The 14,922-nt window shown below is 40.0% G+C and carries 13 protein-coding genes; 6 read left to right on the top strand and 7 right to left on the bottom strand.

Annotation, left to right across the window (positions count from 1 at the left end):
- A complete protein-coding gene (locus EMK97_RS13075; RefSeq protein WP_130602870.1) occupies positions 1-1,020 on the top strand; it encodes a sensor domain-containing diguanylate cyclase in 1,020 nt (339 codons plus the stop codon).
- Between the two features lie 74 nt (positions 1,021-1,094).
- Here the strand turns inward: EMK97_RS13075 and EMK97_RS13070 are convergent, their stop codons facing one another.
- From EMK97_RS13070 to EMK97_RS13050, 5 genes are all read right to left on the bottom strand, one after another.
- Complete coding sequence (locus EMK97_RS13070; protein WP_130602868.1) at positions 1,095-4,235, bottom strand: efflux RND transporter permease subunit; 3,141 nt, start codon at positions 4,233-4,235, stop codon at positions 1,095-1,097.
- 8 nt (positions 4,236-4,243) lie between these two features.
- A complete protein-coding gene (locus EMK97_RS13065; RefSeq protein WP_130602866.1) occupies positions 4,244-5,389 on the bottom strand; it encodes an efflux RND transporter periplasmic adaptor subunit in 1,146 nt (381 codons plus the stop codon).
- A gap of 117 nt (positions 5,390-5,506) precedes the next feature.
- On the bottom strand, positions 5,507-6,679 hold the full coding sequence (locus tag EMK97_RS13060; RefSeq protein ID WP_130602864.1) for a sensor domain-containing diguanylate cyclase: 1,173 nt from the start codon (positions 6,677-6,679) through the stop codon (positions 5,507-5,509).
- A gap of 183 nt (positions 6,680-6,862) precedes the next feature.
- Positions 6,863-7,204 (bottom strand): iron-sulfur cluster insertion protein ErpA, encoded by a 342-nt coding sequence (gene erpA, locus EMK97_RS13055; protein WP_130602862.1) that lies wholly within the window; start codon positions 7,202-7,204, stop codon positions 6,863-6,865.
- A gap of 77 nt (positions 7,205-7,281) precedes the next feature.
- Positions 7,282-8,007, bottom strand: a complete 726-nt coding sequence (locus EMK97_RS13050; protein WP_130602860.1) for a DUF6776 family protein — start codon at positions 8,005-8,007, stop codon at positions 7,282-7,284.
- Between the two features lie 119 nt (positions 8,008-8,126).
- Here EMK97_RS13050 and EMK97_RS13045 point away from each other — a divergent pair, with 119 nt between their 5' ends.
- The 5 genes from EMK97_RS13045 to hemL all read left to right on the top strand — a co-directional run bounded on the left by EMK97_RS13045 (position 8,127) and on the right by hemL (position 13,177).
- Positions 8,127-9,821, top strand: a complete 1,695-nt coding sequence (locus EMK97_RS13045) for a chloride channel protein (RefSeq protein ID WP_246028784.1) — start codon at positions 8,127-8,129, stop codon at positions 9,819-9,821.
- Positions 9,821-10,264 carry a protoporphyrinogen oxidase HemJ gene (hemJ, locus tag EMK97_RS13040; RefSeq protein ID WP_130602856.1) on the top strand — a complete coding sequence of 148 codons (444 nt, stop codon included), beginning with the start codon at positions 9,821-9,823 and terminating at the stop codon, positions 10,262-10,264. Before EMK97_RS13045 ends, hemJ begins: the two co-directional genes overlap by 1 nt.
- A 20-nt stretch (positions 10,265-10,284) precedes the next feature.
- Complete coding sequence (locus EMK97_RS13035; protein ID WP_130602854.1) at positions 10,285-10,653, top strand: hypothetical protein; 369 nt, start codon at positions 10,285-10,287, stop codon at positions 10,651-10,653.
- 159 nt (positions 10,654-10,812) lie between these two features.
- A complete protein-coding gene (locus tag EMK97_RS13030) occupies positions 10,813-11,829 on the top strand; it encodes an aspartate carbamoyltransferase (RefSeq protein ID WP_130602852.1) in 1,017 nt (338 codons plus the stop codon).
- A gap of 64 nt (positions 11,830-11,893) precedes the next feature.
- Positions 11,894-13,177, top strand: coding sequence for a glutamate-1-semialdehyde 2,1-aminomutase (gene hemL, locus EMK97_RS13025; RefSeq protein WP_130602850.1), 1,284 nt, complete (start codon positions 11,894-11,896; stop codon positions 13,175-13,177).
- A gap of 19 nt (positions 13,178-13,196) precedes the next feature.
- Here the strand turns inward: hemL and EMK97_RS13020 are convergent, their stop codons facing one another.
- Entirely contained in the window at positions 13,197-13,583 is a 387-nt protein-coding gene (locus tag EMK97_RS13020) for a hypothetical protein (RefSeq protein ID WP_130602848.1), read from the bottom strand.
- A gap of 78 nt (positions 13,584-13,661) precedes the next feature.
- Positions 13,662-14,897 (bottom strand): molybdopterin molybdotransferase MoeA, encoded by a 1,236-nt coding sequence (gene moeA, locus EMK97_RS13015; protein ID WP_130602846.1) that lies wholly within the window; start codon positions 14,895-14,897, stop codon positions 13,662-13,664.
- Positions 14,898-14,922 lie beyond the last annotated feature (25 nt).

The raw sequence follows: 14,922 nt of genomic DNA, 5'->3' as shown, positions 1-14,922 counted from the left end.
ATGGACAATTCAGCACAGCAGCTAGCCAAGTTATTGGAAAATTCACGCGCTAATGAGGCAATCGCACAAAAGCTATTTGAAATAGAAACAGAAATATTAGCCTGCAATTCCAGTAACGAATTACTGCAACAACTACTTAATGCCATTAAAAATAAATTTTCTCTCACTAATATTGCGCTATTACTTATCGAGCCAACACCAATTAACCATCTAATAAAAGCCAGCGTGCAATCCAATTGGCATCAACAACACTGTTATAGTGTCAAAGCAGACGAACTATCAACCTGCCACCCCAAGGGCAAACCCCTGCTAAGCAATCAATTAACTCAGTTAAACAATATTATTCCTGAGCATTTATTAGATAACGCGCAATCTATTGCTCTAATTCCCTTAACCATGGAAGGAAAACTATTCGCAAGCTTATTACTTACTGATGCCAATAAGCAAAGATTTCACGATAACTTAGGTACATTTCACCTTGAGCAACTCGCGGTAAAAACCAGCCTATGTTTAGCAAATGTACTCATACGTGAGCAGCTCGAGTATATGGCTAATTATGACCGATTAACTGGTGTCGCTAACCGCAGGCTGATGGAAGTGAGTATTCAAGAGGAGCTCAACAGGCAAAAGCGCTATAATACGCCATTTGCGCTATTGTTTATTGATTGCAATAAGTTTAAACAAATAAACGATACTTATGGACACGACTGTGGCGATCAGGTGCTCACCTATGTTGCCACACAAATACAAACCCTGATTCGAGATAACGATAAGTGTTTTCGCTATGCGGGTGATGAATTTGTCGTAACCTTATCAGGACAAAACTACCAGCAAGCCTTGCAGGTAGCTAAAAGGCTAACGGAGTATTTTCAGCAACACCCTATGCCTTACAATAATACTGCCTTACCCGTTACCATTAGCTGCGGCGCCGCAGCAAGCGATGGTAAAAAAACCATGGCAGAGTTACTAAAACAGGCGGATGAGCAACTCTATTTACACAAAAAGGTACCTCAGACTTAAACTGCACATGCTTAAAAATACAAAAAGCCCGCTAAACTCAATTAGCGGGCTTTTTTAATGGTGATAAAACCGTGTTAGGCAGCAGTGCTAACCGTTTGCTTGTTGCTTTCTTGTTTAAACTGCAAGGTAGCTTGCTTTTTCTCTTTACGCACATCTCTTAGTGCTAACAAACACGGCGTTAATACTAAAGTTAATATCGTCGCGAAAGCTAAACCACCGGCAATGGCAGTCGCAAGTTGTGTCCACCATTGTGTTGATGGCGCGCCAAAAACTATAGTGCGCTCAAAGAAGTCTAAATTAACCTGTAATACCATAGGTAATAAGCCCAGTATGGTGGTAATAGTTGTTAACATAACAGGGCGTAAACGCTGTGCACCAGTTCTTAAAATAGCATCGACAACCTGATAGCCTTCTCGGCGCAAGACATTATAGGTATCTATCAAAACAATGTTATTGTTAACCACAATACCCGCAAGCGAAATAACACCTATACCGCCCATAACAATACCAAACGGTTTTTGTACAATAAGCAAAGCCAAGAACACGCCTACCGTTGAGAACACCACGGCACTTAAAATCAATAACGCCTGATAAAAGCTATTAAATTGAGTAACTAAAATCATTGCCATAACAAATAAGGCAACGGCAAAGGCATTCACTAAAAACTCTTGTGATTCTTGCTGATCTTGGTTTTGCCCTTTTACCGCAATCTCAACGCTTGGGTGAATACCTAAACTTGGAAACTGCTGCTCTAATTTAGGTAATTCACGTAGTAATTGCGCTCCTGGAATCAAGTCTGCCTGAATAGTCACCACGCGCTTAGCATCAACACGACGAATGGTATCAACCTTTTGTGCGGCTTTACGTTCAACAAAACTGCCAACAGGCACTAAACCTGATTGTGTCTTTAATCTTAAGCTATCTAAGCGATTGATATTACGCTTTTCTTCAGGAAAGCGAACACGAATATCAAGCTCATCATCAACATCATCAGGTCGGTATTCACCTAACTTCAAGCCATTGGTGACCATTTGTACACTTGAGCCAACTAAGGCAGCATCAGCACCATAAGTTGCCGCTAAATTTCTATCAATAACTAACTGCCACTCAATTCCGGGCTTAGAGCCAGTATCTTCAATCGAAGTAAATTGACCATTAGCTTTTAACGCGTTTCGAATAATGATGACAGACTCTTGTAACTTATCAGGAAAGCGCGAACTCAATTCAATTTTTAAATCTTTACCGCTTTGTGGCCCTGCTTCATTCTTACGCACTTCAATTTCTACGCCCGCCAAATCAGCAGTACTTTGATGAATATCTTCAATAATCTCATTAGCAGGACGTCTTAGTTGCCAGTTAACAAAGTTAACTCTAAAGGTTCCCACTTGGTCTGTGCCACCTGTGCGAGTATATAGCGTCTCAACTTCTTCAAACGGCAATAAGCGTTCTTCAATTGATAGCATAATGGCATCTTTTTCTTTAATTGATAAATCACCATGCGAGCGCACTACCATAGTGGCACTTTCAGGTTCAACCTCAGGGAAAAAGATCACCCCTAAGCCAGAGTTACCGTATAAATAAATAACCGCAACGGCTATGACGCAAGTACCCATAACTATCTTCCAAGGGTGCTTTATTGCCGCTGTTAACACGTTAATATATTTACCGGTAAAGCCTGTTAATTTCGATAAATCACCTTGCTCGGCACGCTCTACTTGCTTTTTCTCATTGGCACTTATTGCTCGCGCCTTACCAAATACCGTACCTAAGGTAGGCACAAAGACCAATGCCATTGCTAGTGATGCTGTTAATACCGCGATCAGAGTAAAAGGTAAGTACTTCATAAACTCACCCATAATACCCGGCCAAAACATTAACGGCGCAAATGCCGCGAGTGTTGTTGCCGTTGAGGCAATAATCGGCCAAGCCATACGTTTAGCCGCTAAGCTGTAGGCCACTTTACGCGAGCGACCTTCATTCATTTCCCTGTCGGCAAATTCAGTCACTACAATCGCGCCATCAACCAACATACCCACAGCCATAATTAAACCAAACAGTACAACAATATTCACTGTCATACCTGCCATAGCGATAACTAAGATACCCGTTAAAAACGCGCCAGGAATAGCAAGGCCTACTAGCATAGCAGTACGCGTACCTAGTGCCGCAATAATGATAATGACAACTAACAATACCGCAGAGAAAACGTTGTTTTGCAAATCAGTTAAGGTTTCTTTAATTTCATCAGATTTATCGCCGACATAATCTACTTCCACATGATTCGGCCACTTTTTACGGTGTTGTTCAACAATCTCTTTTACCTGATTCACGGTATCAATGATGTTTTCACCAGAGCGCTTTTTAACTTCGAGTGACACAGAGCGATGACCGTTTAAACGGGCAAAGCTGGTAGGATCTTTATAAGCACGGCGTACCGTTGAAACGTCTTGGAAGGTAATAACGCGATCACCTTCTACTTTTATTGGTAATTCTAATAAGTCTTGAATGTTCTCAAATACCGAAGGTACTTTGATTGCAAAGCGCCCTTTACCTGTATCCATAGTACCTGCTGGTACTAAGCGGTTATTACGCTCAACTAAATTGTAGATATCATTTTGATCTAAACCGTAGCTTTCCATTAATAACGGATCAACTAAGATCTCAACCATGTCTTCACGGTCACCACCGATATCCACTTCCAGCACTTCATGCATGCTTTCAATTTTATCTTTAACCGAGCGCGCTAAGGTAATCAAACCACGCTCAGTAACAGGGCCTGATAAAATCACGGTAACTGCCGCTTCTTGGTTAGCCATAGTCACTTCATGAACTTCAGGCTCTTCTGTTTCACTTGGCAGTTTAGCTTTGGCTAAAGTCACTTTATCACGTACATCTGCCAGTGCTTCTTTTGGGTCTAAGCCAGCAACAAATTCAAGGGTGACAGAGGCATGACCTTCACCAGCATTTGAACGCATTTCTTTAATACCAGCGATGGACTTTAGCTCATTCTCCATCGGCCTAACCAACATGCGTTCGGCATCTTCAGGCGATATACCATCGTGAATTAAGGATACGTAGATAATAGGAATGGTTATATCTGGGTTCGATTCTTTGGCAATATTTGCGTAAGTAACCGCACCCGAAATTAACAGCAACACGAATAGCATCAAGATAGAGCGAGTACGCTGTATAGCTGCATCAATAAGCGTTAGCATAGTGGCTCCTATAGATTGCTGCTTGCTGTGCTAGCATCACTAGCGGCAGAAGACTTAGGCTGCTTATCGTCAGCAAAAATTGCTTCAACCTTATCGCCATGGCGAACAAAACCTTGCCCTAAGGTGATGATATCACTTTGATTGCCTAGACCTGTTAACCAAACACCATCGCTTTCACTTTTTACAATATCAATTGGCGTGAAGGTTACTCTGTTGTTATCTACTGATTTTACGCCGATATTACCTAGCTCATCTAGAGCAAGTAAGGCCGGTGATACTTTAATGGCAGGAATCTTCTCTAAAGCAATGGTTAGTTCACTACTTAATCCAGCCAGTAATTTACTGTCTTTATTCTCTATTGCCACTTCAATTTTAAAAGTATTGGTTGCGTCATTACCGACACTGGCAATGTAACGTAACTCTCCTTGAGCCGTTTGCTTATTCAACAAACTGACCTGAGCCTTTTGACCAATAGATAATAAGTTGATTTGATTTTCGGTAACATGCGCGCGGACAATAAGTGGGTCTAAATCTGCAATCATGGCAATATCATCACCAGAAGCTACATAATCACCTACTTCTACATACCTTGTATTGAGTACACCAGAAAATGGTGCTCTAATCACAGTATTAGCAATATCTAACTCTAGGCGCTCAATCTCTGCTTTTACCGCTTCTAAGTCAGCAAAGGCTTGTGCTAACTGCACTCTACCTTGATAGCCTTTTTCATTCAGCTTTAACACACCTTGATATTCAATTTCTCTTTGCTTAAGTAAAGCCTTGCTGCGGGTTAATTGCGACGGCAAATCATTTAACGCAATTTGCGCAATAATTTGTCCTTTTTCGACGCGGGAGCCCCGTTTAGCTGATACTTCAACTATCTTACCACGTACCTCAGCTTTTAACGTGGTAACACGATCAGGCTCAGTACGACCGTAAAGCTCAACGGTACGAAAAACATCTTGGGCATGGTGAGTTTCAACTTTTACTTGTGCTTTAACCGCTTCTTTGCTTTCTTGTCCATTGCTATCAGCATCTTTGGCGGTTGCATTACTGCCAGATGCCATCCAAAGCACTAAAGTTAACGCAATGATAATGGCGATTATATATGGACGCTGTTCAAGCCAGCGCATATTTAAGGTGAATTTAGTCATAATAGCTCCAAATATATTACGACTATGGTAACTTTTTTGTAAACCAAAGAAAAAAGTTTACTTGCAACAAATTGTTTAAAAAATGTAGATTTTTATACTAACTAGTCAATTTTACCGCTACTCATTAAAAACAAAGCAGCCTTTGCCTTTATTTTTGGCTTGATACAAGGCGAAATCTGCGCGCTCGAGTAAATTATCAATATCAAAAGTTTCGCCCAAGTGACGAGCGATACCAATGCTAACTCCTACACGTACGCTTTGCTCTTGAAACTCTATCGCTTGTGAAATTGTCGCGACCACTCTATTAAGTAAATTTTCCAAGTTAGCTGTAGAAATGGGATTACCGATAAGAACAACAAATTCATCCCCGCCAAAGCGAGCAACAATATCATGACGACGAAAACAGTCTTGCAAACGTTTGGCAATCACTTTTAAAACATGATCCCCACAAGCATGACCAAAGTTATCATTCAGGGGTTTAAAGCCATCAAGGTCTAAAAAGGCTACTATCGCCTCTACTGGCTCTCGCTTACTTTTTGAAGCAAGCATTTCCATTTGATCAACAAAGTACTGACGATTATACAACTTAGTTAAGCCATCATGAAAAGCCAGCTCTTTTAGCTGTTGTTCAAGCTCTTTACCTTTGGCTATCTCTAACTGCAAGCTTGATAAGGTTTGCTCTAATTCAGCTGTTCGCTCTGTTACTTTCTCTGCTAATTGCTCTTTATGTCGTTCAAGTTCATGTAGTGTTTGATTAAGCTCGGTATTTTGCCTAAATAGAAATAACGCTGCGGCAATAACATTGCTAATCAAGGTTAAAACATCAATATCATGTTGCTCATACTCTTCACTGCTGCGATAAGATTGAATAACAAAACTACCTAAATATTCCCCCTGATGAATAAGCGGAAAACACAACCATTGTTCTGGTACCGTACCTAAAACTTGCACCTCTCCTTGTTCACTTAAACGACTAATTTGCTGCTTAGTTAAGCACACCACCTGCTTTTTCTTGATGGCATACATAGTCAGGGTTTTAAATAGTTTTTCCAGCGGGACAATGTTTAATTCCTCAATAGAGATATCATCTTTGACATCACGGTAATAAGGAAAATTAACATAGCGTTTTGAAGCACTGACTAAGACAACAAAGAAGTTTTCTGCATATAACACGGAGCGCAAACTCGTATGAATGGAGTCTAATAACTTATAAGTACTGGTGCTGGTTCCTAAATAGGCAAATATTTCGCGCATAAAAGCGATTGTAGATGAGTTACTATTATCTACCATAGCTTCTCCATTTCAAATTAAGCAAAACAGCAAAACTTTTTAACTATAGCAGATATCCGATACTGGTTACTTCAAGGTAAATTATTTCAAGGCAAATTAATTCAAAGCAAAATAAAATAAGCGCTTAAACGAAAAACACCGGCTAATTAGCCGGTGTTTTATAAAACTTAAGTGATACAGCTTCTATATCGAGAATGACGAACCACAGCCACACGTTGTGGTTGCATTTGGGTTATTTACCACAAAGCGGCTACCTTCTAAGCTTTCTAAATAGTCTACTTCGCCATCAACTAAATATTGTAAGCTCATAGGATCAACCACCATAACGACGCCTTGCTTTTCTATGGTCATATCACCGTCATTAACCTTCTCATCAAAGGTAAACCCGTATTGGAAACCTGAGCAGCCGCCGCCTGTTACATAAACACGCAACTTTAATTCAGGATTTTCTTCTTCAGTGATCAAAGATAATACTTTTGATGCAGCAGCATCAGTAAATTTGATCGGTAACTCAGGACTAGACATGGCTCTACTTTAAAATCGACTAAAGGTTATACTTACAGACTAGTAATTATCTTAAACCTGAGTGATTTTATCAAGTATTATAATTTTTCATCTAGCTGCCAGGCAAAAGACTTATCTAATTTAAAGTACTTTTGCCAGCGGGCTTTAGGTAAAGTAGCACTAACAATAATCTGTTCAGGGATAAAGTTTTCTGGCAAAGTAAGCTCGCCTGAAATAATCTGAAAATATTGAAAATTAAAAGATAACTGTTTTTTAGTTAATGAAGCGACTTCTGATAACTTAAGCTGAGTAGGTTTATTATCTAAACTGCCGGCAATAACAAGGTCAATAAAACCTTTAGTATGCCTACGTTTTAATTGCTGCTGAACTAACGCCACTTGAAATTGATAATGATGAGGGCTTTGCGTGGCTATAACTTTAACATTATCTATCACTAAGCCATCAGCTTGCTTTTCCGGTGCCATCACTTTTTCATAAAACGCTAGCTGCTTTTTATCTTCATAATGTTCTTGTGCCGTCTGTTTAAGCATTTCTTGTGCTTGCTGATTGGCCATTTGTTCAACAGTTAATTCAACTTCTAAGGTATGAATTCGCTCTAATAACTTGGCTTGTTCTTCATATAAAGCGTCAAGGCGACTTTGCTGCTGATTAAGCTTTGCCGCTTGATGTTGATGATAATAATTACCAAGGCGATAACCAACAAACAGACATAAACTAATCAGTAAAATTAAAAACAGCGCTGACTTAAAAGGTCCCAACCTTTGTACGACAACATTAAGATTTATTTTTGCTAACCAATTCATTTGTAAAGTACAATAATCCTATAAGTTAAATGTAATACTCTATATTTACCTACTAGATGATATCAATCGCGGCAATTCGAAAACATTTGGCTTTGCCAAAAACGTCCTGGCAAATATGTTTGTTAGCCATTCTGGGTGGTTGCGCTTCAGCATTGTTAGTGGTTTTGTTTACGCTGACCATAGAACAAATTCAGCAGCTCTATTTAACAAAACGCGATAACTATAACAGTTTAGATTCCATAAGTCGTTTTGATTTACCCATTCTTGGCTCCTTAGTTATTTTATTTATTGGTTGGCTTACCGGATACAAATACCTAAGAACAGGTATTCCTTTTGTTTTACATAGACTAAAAGTTGCGCACGGCATCATCCCATTTAAAAATACCTTAAACCAATTTTGGGGCAGCGCTGTCGCCTTAGCATCAGGCTTTTCTGTTGGCAGAGAAGGGCCAGCGGTACATTTAGGTGCAGCATGTAGCAGTTATGTTGGCCATTTATTAAAACTTCCCTATAACAGTATTCGCACGCTTTGTGCGTGTGGTATTGCCGCAGGCATTGCCGCCACCTTTAATACCCCTATTGCTGCGGTGATTTTTGTTATGGAAGTTATTATGCGCGAATACAAAATTCACATTTTTATTCCCGTTATGTTAGCCGCCATTATTGGCTCATTAATCACCCAGTCTATCTTTGGTGCTAAGCATGAATTTGAGTACTTTAGCACTATCACCTTAGGGCATGGTCACTATTTTTCCTTAATTATTTTAGGTGTATTTCTTGGTATTTTAGCTGCGCTATTTAATAAATATTTAGTTTTGCTTGTTAAGCACAGCACTAATCTACATATCATTCCGCGCTTTATGATGGCGGCTTTTATAACTGGCAGCTTAGGCTACTTAATTCCTGGTGCTATGGGTACAGGCACTAGTGCGATTGATTTTTCTCTAGCCAATCACTGGCAACTTGGCTTATTACTTAGCTTATTAGCGGCAAAAATTATCATGACCATGACAGCGCTTGGCCTAGGTATACCTGGCGGCATTGTGGGTCCGGTTATCGGTATTGGTGCAATTGCAGGGGCATGCGCAGGTGTTATTGCAACGCAAGTACTCCCTGGCAGTAACTTAGCGAGCGATTATATATTAATGGGTATGGCTGGCTTTATGGCGGCAACCTTAAATGCCCCCTTAGCGGCATTATTAGCGGTTGTTGAATTAACCGGGCAATTAGAAATTATAGTGCCAGCCATGATAGTTATTACGGTTGCCAGCGTTATTACCAAGCAAGCCTTTAATAATCGTTCAATTTTTACGATGCAACTTGATGTTCAAGGCTTGATTTACCACAAGCCGCCCATCGAAGAAGCCTTGCAAAAAATTGGCGTGCTAGCGGTGATGAAAGAGAAACTCAATATTCTGACTAACGCCAGCGAGCGCTCTATTGCTGGTGAAGTAGTCAGCACACCTGCTGATACGTTAGTCATCAATAAAGTGATATCAAACAAAGAATCATCTGGCAAAAACACGTACTATTGGGCTGAATTTGACGCTGATGTACCATTAGTCTCACTGCCTGAGACAAAAAATAGTCATGGTCACAAAGAATCGGAAGTGGAATATAAGTTTGACGGTAAAATGCAACTTCATCAGCTTATACCATTATCCAACCAAGCAACCTTGGCTGAGGCTTATTTAGCCCTGGTAGAGCAACGTTGTGGCGGTGTTTATATCTACCAAGAAAATATTGATGACATTATCGGCGTTGTTACATTTGAACAACTAAGATACTACCTAGTTGAAGGAAAATTAATTTAATGAGCGCATTTTTACTCAGTAACATTTTATGGCTGAAAGCATTTCATGTGATTTTTATGGTTGCTTGGTTTGCTGGCATTTTTTATTTACCTAGATTATTTGTCAATCACGCTGAAACCAAGTCAAAAGAAGTTGCTGAGCAATTAAAAGGTATGGAGCGACGTTTACTTTATTTTGTCACCCCTTTTGCCATTTTTACCTTAGTTTTAGGCTTAGCGCTTATTCATGCCTATGGCGCTGATTGGTTTGCAGCAGCTAAATGGCTACACATTAAAATCACCTTAGTTATCTTGTTATTTGTTTATCACGGCTACTGCTTCAAGCTGGTGAAAACCTTTGCTCAAGATAAGAATACTCGTTCAGGAAAGTTCTACCGTATCTTTAATGAAATTCCAGTAATTATCTTATTTGCTGTCATTATTTTGGCTTATGTTAAGCCTTAATTAAAGGTGAGGATATACACATGCTACCACTGTATTATGGCTATTTAGTCTTTCAGCTTTATTTAGTCTTTGGTATCTTTTTTAAGGTCAGTATTTCTGCCTCTGCGGTGTTTTTCTCCGTTATTGTCTTTTTTATTTGGACCTTTATGCCCATCTTAGGTTACGCCTTAGCCAAACTGCTTGGCGCCAAGGGAGAAAACAGCCCTAAAATACTCTTTGCTATTGGCCTGATTATAGGCTTAGTAGAGCAAGCATGGTTCTACTTTAATATCAGCATTCGCGATCAATCTAATATCAGCACTTTTATTGTTTTTCTGCTCTTTTTTGCCGTTGCTTTTATCTCATTTCCCCAAAAAGCATCAACGCCTCTTCGCAGTACAACCGCCTAACCCTTAAGATGACGCAAAACAATTTTGCGTCATCTTAGTTGTAAGAAAACATATCTAATAATTCTCAACTTTCGCCTATTGTGCTATATTCTGGCAAATTTTTTTAACCTGTTACCAGGCGCTAATGCGACGGGTATAACATTTCTTAGGCTCATTAAGATGATGAAATTCCAAGGCAGTCATATACTGTCAGTCTCTCAGTTCGATCGTGATGCTATCGCTAAAATTCTACAAGTTTCAGCGCAAATGGCGCCCTACGCCTCAAGACAAAAGCGTTGTCACGTGCTTGATGGCGCGATTTTAAGCAACCTATTTTTTGAACCTAGCACCCGTACTCGTGTTAGCTTTGGCACCGCATTTAACTTACTCGGCGGTTTTGTTAGAGAAACCGTAGGCCAAGAGAATTCTTCTTTAAGTAAAGGCGAGTCACTTTATGATACCGCGCAAGTAATCAGTGGCTATTCTGATGTTATCGCTATGCGTCACCCAAAAATGCATTCCGTTGAAGAATTTGCTCAAGGTAGTACTGTGCCCGTTATTAATGGCGGTGATGGCGCTAATGAGCACCCAACACAAGCGCTGCTTGATTTATTCACCATACAATCTGAAATGATGCACTATAACAAAGGGTTAGACGGCTTAAATATTGTGCTTATGGGGGATTTAAAGCACGGTAGAACGGTACACTCTTTATCTAAACTATTGATTTTATACAATAATGTTAAAGTCACTATGGTGTCACCAAAAGCATTGCAAATGCCAGATAGCGTGATTTCAACCTTAACTAATGCAGGCCATGAAGTGGTGATTACCGAAGAAATGGCCGGTAATTTAAAGTCTGATGTTATTTACCAAACTCGTATTCAACAAGAACGTTTCGCCAGCAAAGATGAAGCCGATTTATACCGTGGTCATTTCAGTTTAAATCGCAGTATTTATAAACAATATTGTCAAGAAAATACCGTAATTATGCACCCGTTACCTAGAGATTCACGCCCAGAGGCGAACGAGTTAGATACCGATCTTAATGACTTAGATAATCTTGCCATCTTCAGACAGGCGCAAAATGGTGTATTAGTGAGAATGGCACTATTTGCTTTAACTTTAGGTGTTGAAGATCAATTAACGCAATACGAAAAGCCAGTAAACTGGTACACAAACAAAATGATTAAATAGCGCCTGCTTATAGCATGCGCTATTTTATCGCACGATTAACTCATAGAGAACCAAGAAGCTTATTATGAATAAATCAGAACAATTATTTACTCAAGCACAAAAAATTATCCCAGGTGGGGTTAACTCACCTGTTCGCGCTTTCAATGGCGTTGGCGGTAACCCATGCTTTATTAAGCGCGCAGAAGGCGTTTATATTTATGACGCTGATGATAAAGCTTATATCGATTATGTTGGCTCTTGGGGTCCAATGATTTTAGGACATAACCATCCAGCAATTTTACAAGCCGTGATGAATACTGCACAAAATGGCTTAAGCTTTGGCGCACCAACTGAATTAGAAATTACCATGGCAGAAAAGGTACGTGAACTTGTACCGTCAATGGAATCTTTACGTATGGTAAGCTCTGGTACTGAAGCAACAATGAGCGCTATTCGCTTAGCCCGTGGTTACACAGGTCGCGACAAAATTTTAAAATTTGAAGGTTGTTACCATGGTCATGCAGACTCTTTACTAGTTAAAGCAGGCTCAGGCGCATTAACTATGGGTGTACCTAACTCTCCAGGTATTCCAGCAGACTTTGCTAAACACACCTTAACGGTAAGCTATAACAACCTAGACGAAGTTAAAGAAATCTTTGCCAAATACGCAGAAGAAATTGCTTGTATTATTGTTGAACCAGTAGCAGGTAATATGAACTGTATTCCACCTGTTGCAGGCTTCTTAGAAGGTTTACGTGAAGTATGTAATCAATACGGTAGCGTACTTATTTTTGATGAAGTGATGACAGGTTTCCGTGTTGCTTTAGGTGGCGCACAAGCACACTACAACATCAAACCTGACTTAACCACCTTAGGTAAAGTTATTGGTGGTGGTATGCCAGTAGGCGCTTTTGGCGGTAAACAAGAGATTATGGATTATATCGCCCCGGTTGGCCCTGTTTATCAAGCAGGTACCTTATCAGGTAACCCAATTGCTATGGCAGCAGGTTTAGCGGCATTAAATGAATTATCACAAGGTGATAAGCATGAGCAATTAAGCGCAGCAACAGAAAAACTTGCTATGGGCTTTAAAGCAGCAGCAGAGCGTAATGGTGTTAGCTTAAGTATTAACTATGTTGGTGCTATGTTTGGTTTCTTCTTTACTGATGAAGAGCAACCAATTTCAAGTTATCAGCAGGCAACTGAATGTGACGGTGAGAAGTTCAAACAATTCTTCCACTTGATGTTAGATGAAGGGGTTTACTTAGCGCCATCAGCGTTTGAAGCAAGCTTCTTATCTACTGCACATACCGATGAAATCATCGAGAAAACACTCGCTGCCGCAGATAAGTGCTTCGCACAGCTTTAATAGCAAATCAAAAGAGCTGTTAGCCTGCTAGCAGCTCTTGCTCTAACCAATCGACACCATCTTGCCAGCCAAAATTCAAGCCAGAAAAAACCTTTAAATTCCAGCCATCAAGTTGGCGCAACTTGTTCATTTCATCCACTTTCTTGGTAGCCTCATCATCGTAACTAATCACCGCGATGGCTTTAAGTTTTTCATGAGAAGCTATGGTTAGTTTGGCTTCAAAGGCATAATCATAGCGATTAATTTTATTCACCAAGACAGCAAAATCATCATCAAATAATTTGGCTAAAAAATCTTCATATTCCTCAGCCATTTCCATCGATATTTCTACGCCAGCATCAACAATGACTTCAATAATATTGTCTTTAATAAGGTTAATGGTGGCAAAACTTAACTTATACTTCATATGAGCCATCCCTAGTAGTTACCAAAACAAGGTGTTCAGCTTATGTACTATAGTTGCTATGATATTTACACGCCAAATTTAGTGCAGGTAATGGTCAAATAATTGTACTGACACTGTTTCACCCGCACTTACATGACCCTGCTCGCTTGCTAAAACAATAAAGCAGTTAGCTTGCGCCAAACTCGACAATATTCCTGAGCCTTGTGAGCCAGTTGATGCCACCACAGTCTCGCCTTGCTCATTCACCGACAAGATGCCACGCTGAAAATCCATACGTCCTGGTGATTTACGTAAATCACTCACGCATTTCACTTGTAAACTGGTACGCGTTAGCGGCTTGGCGTTTTGCATTTTCGTTAAAGCAACCAGCGCTAATTGATGGAAAGTAACTAATGCTGAAACCGGGTTACCCGGCAAACCAAAAAATACGCTATTAGCTAACTTGCCAAAGGCAAAAGGCTTACCTGGTTTCATGGCAATCTTCCAAAAGCCAATTTCTCCCAATTCATCTAATACTGTTTTGGTATAATCTGCATCACCAACAGAAACGCCACCTGAAGAAATAACCGCATCAGCTTGTTTATCAGCACTAACAAAGACGTCAGTAATTGCTGCTAAATCATCTTTAATAATGCCAAAATCAATCACATCAACATGTAATTTTTCTAACATGGCTGAAAGCACAAAACTGTTACTTTCATAAATATCGCCTTCGCTAAGCGCTTGCCCAGGCAGCTTTAATTCATCACCCGTAGCAATTAAAGCGACTTTTAATTTACGATAAACTGTTACGGTGGCAACACCTAGCGAAGCTAAAACACCAATATCAACGGCGCTAATTCTATGGCCCTTTTCTAGCACTTGCTGGTTTATTTGAATATCTTCACCAGCTTTGCGCACATGAGAGCCAAGTTGCTTGTCTTTTAGAAAAGTTATTTGCTCACCATCGACCTGACAGTTTTCCTGCATTTCCACGCTATCACAGCAATCAGGCATTTTCGCCCCTGTCATAATGCGAATACATTCACCCGGCTGACAGTCTCCCTGATACGGCGAGCCAGCCATTGAGCGACCAACGAGAGTCAATGTTTTACTCTTTGCTAAGCTAGCCAGTGAAAACGCATAACCATCCATTGCCGAATTATCATGTGGCGGCACATTTAATGGGCTTAATACCTTATCTGCCAACACATAATTTAAGGCGTCTTTAATGGGTAATTCTATGGTTTCTGTAATCGGCGTAATTTGCTCAAGCATACGCGCTAAAGCATTTTCAAAAGGCAACAAGCCTGGGGCTGAACAACAATCAGACATAAGATGCTCGCTTAAACTATAGTTG

It is taken from the genome of Litorilituus sediminis (assembly GCF_004295665.1).
GTDB classification, from domain to species: Bacteria; Pseudomonadota; Gammaproteobacteria; order Enterobacterales; family Alteromonadaceae; genus Colwellia; species Colwellia sediminis.
This window is presented reverse-complemented; position numbering and strand designations above follow the sequence as displayed.

What these genes read in the sequence shown, in the direction of transcription:
- EMK97_RS13070 (WP_130602868.1), bottom strand. Translation starts at nt 4,235, where the DNA reads ATGCTAACGCTTATTGATGCAGCTATACAGCGTACTCGCTCTATCTTG.
- EMK97_RS13060 (WP_130602864.1), bottom strand. Translation starts at nt 6,679, where the DNA reads ATGGTAGATAATAGTAACTCATCTACAATCGCTTTTATGCGCGAAATA.
- EMK97_RS13065 (WP_130602866.1), bottom strand. Translation starts at nt 5,389, where the DNA reads ATGACTAAATTCACCTTAAATATGCGCTGGCTTGAACAGCGTCCATAT.
- moeA (WP_130602846.1), bottom strand. Translation starts at nt 14,897, where the DNA reads ATGTCTGATTGTTGTTCAGCCCCAGGCTTGTTGCCTTTTGAAAATGCT.
- EMK97_RS13035 (WP_130602854.1), top strand. Translation starts at nt 10,285, where the DNA reads ATGCTACCACTGTATTATGGCTATTTAGTCTTTCAGCTTTATTTAGTC.
- hemL (WP_130602850.1), top strand. Translation starts at nt 11,894, where the DNA reads ATGAATAAATCAGAACAATTATTTACTCAAGCACAAAAAATTATCCCA.
- hemJ (WP_130602856.1), top strand. Translation starts at nt 9,821, where the DNA reads ATGAGCGCATTTTTACTCAGTAACATTTTATGGCTGAAAGCATTTCAT.
- erpA (WP_130602862.1), bottom strand. Translation starts at nt 7,204, where the DNA reads ATGTCTAGTCCTGAGTTACCGATCAAATTTACTGATGCTGCTGCATCA.
- EMK97_RS13075 (WP_130602870.1), top strand. Translation starts at nt 1, where the DNA reads ATGGACAATTCAGCACAGCAGCTAGCCAAGTTATTGGAAAATTCACGC.
- EMK97_RS13030 (WP_130602852.1), top strand. Translation starts at nt 10,813, where the DNA reads ATGATGAAATTCCAAGGCAGTCATATACTGTCAGTCTCTCAGTTCGAT.
- EMK97_RS13050 (WP_130602860.1), bottom strand. Translation starts at nt 8,007, where the DNA reads ATGAATTGGTTAGCAAAAATAAATCTTAATGTTGTCGTACAAAGGTTG.
- EMK97_RS13020 (WP_130602848.1), bottom strand. Translation starts at nt 13,583, where the DNA reads ATGAAGTATAAGTTAAGTTTTGCCACCATTAACCTTATTAAAGACAAT.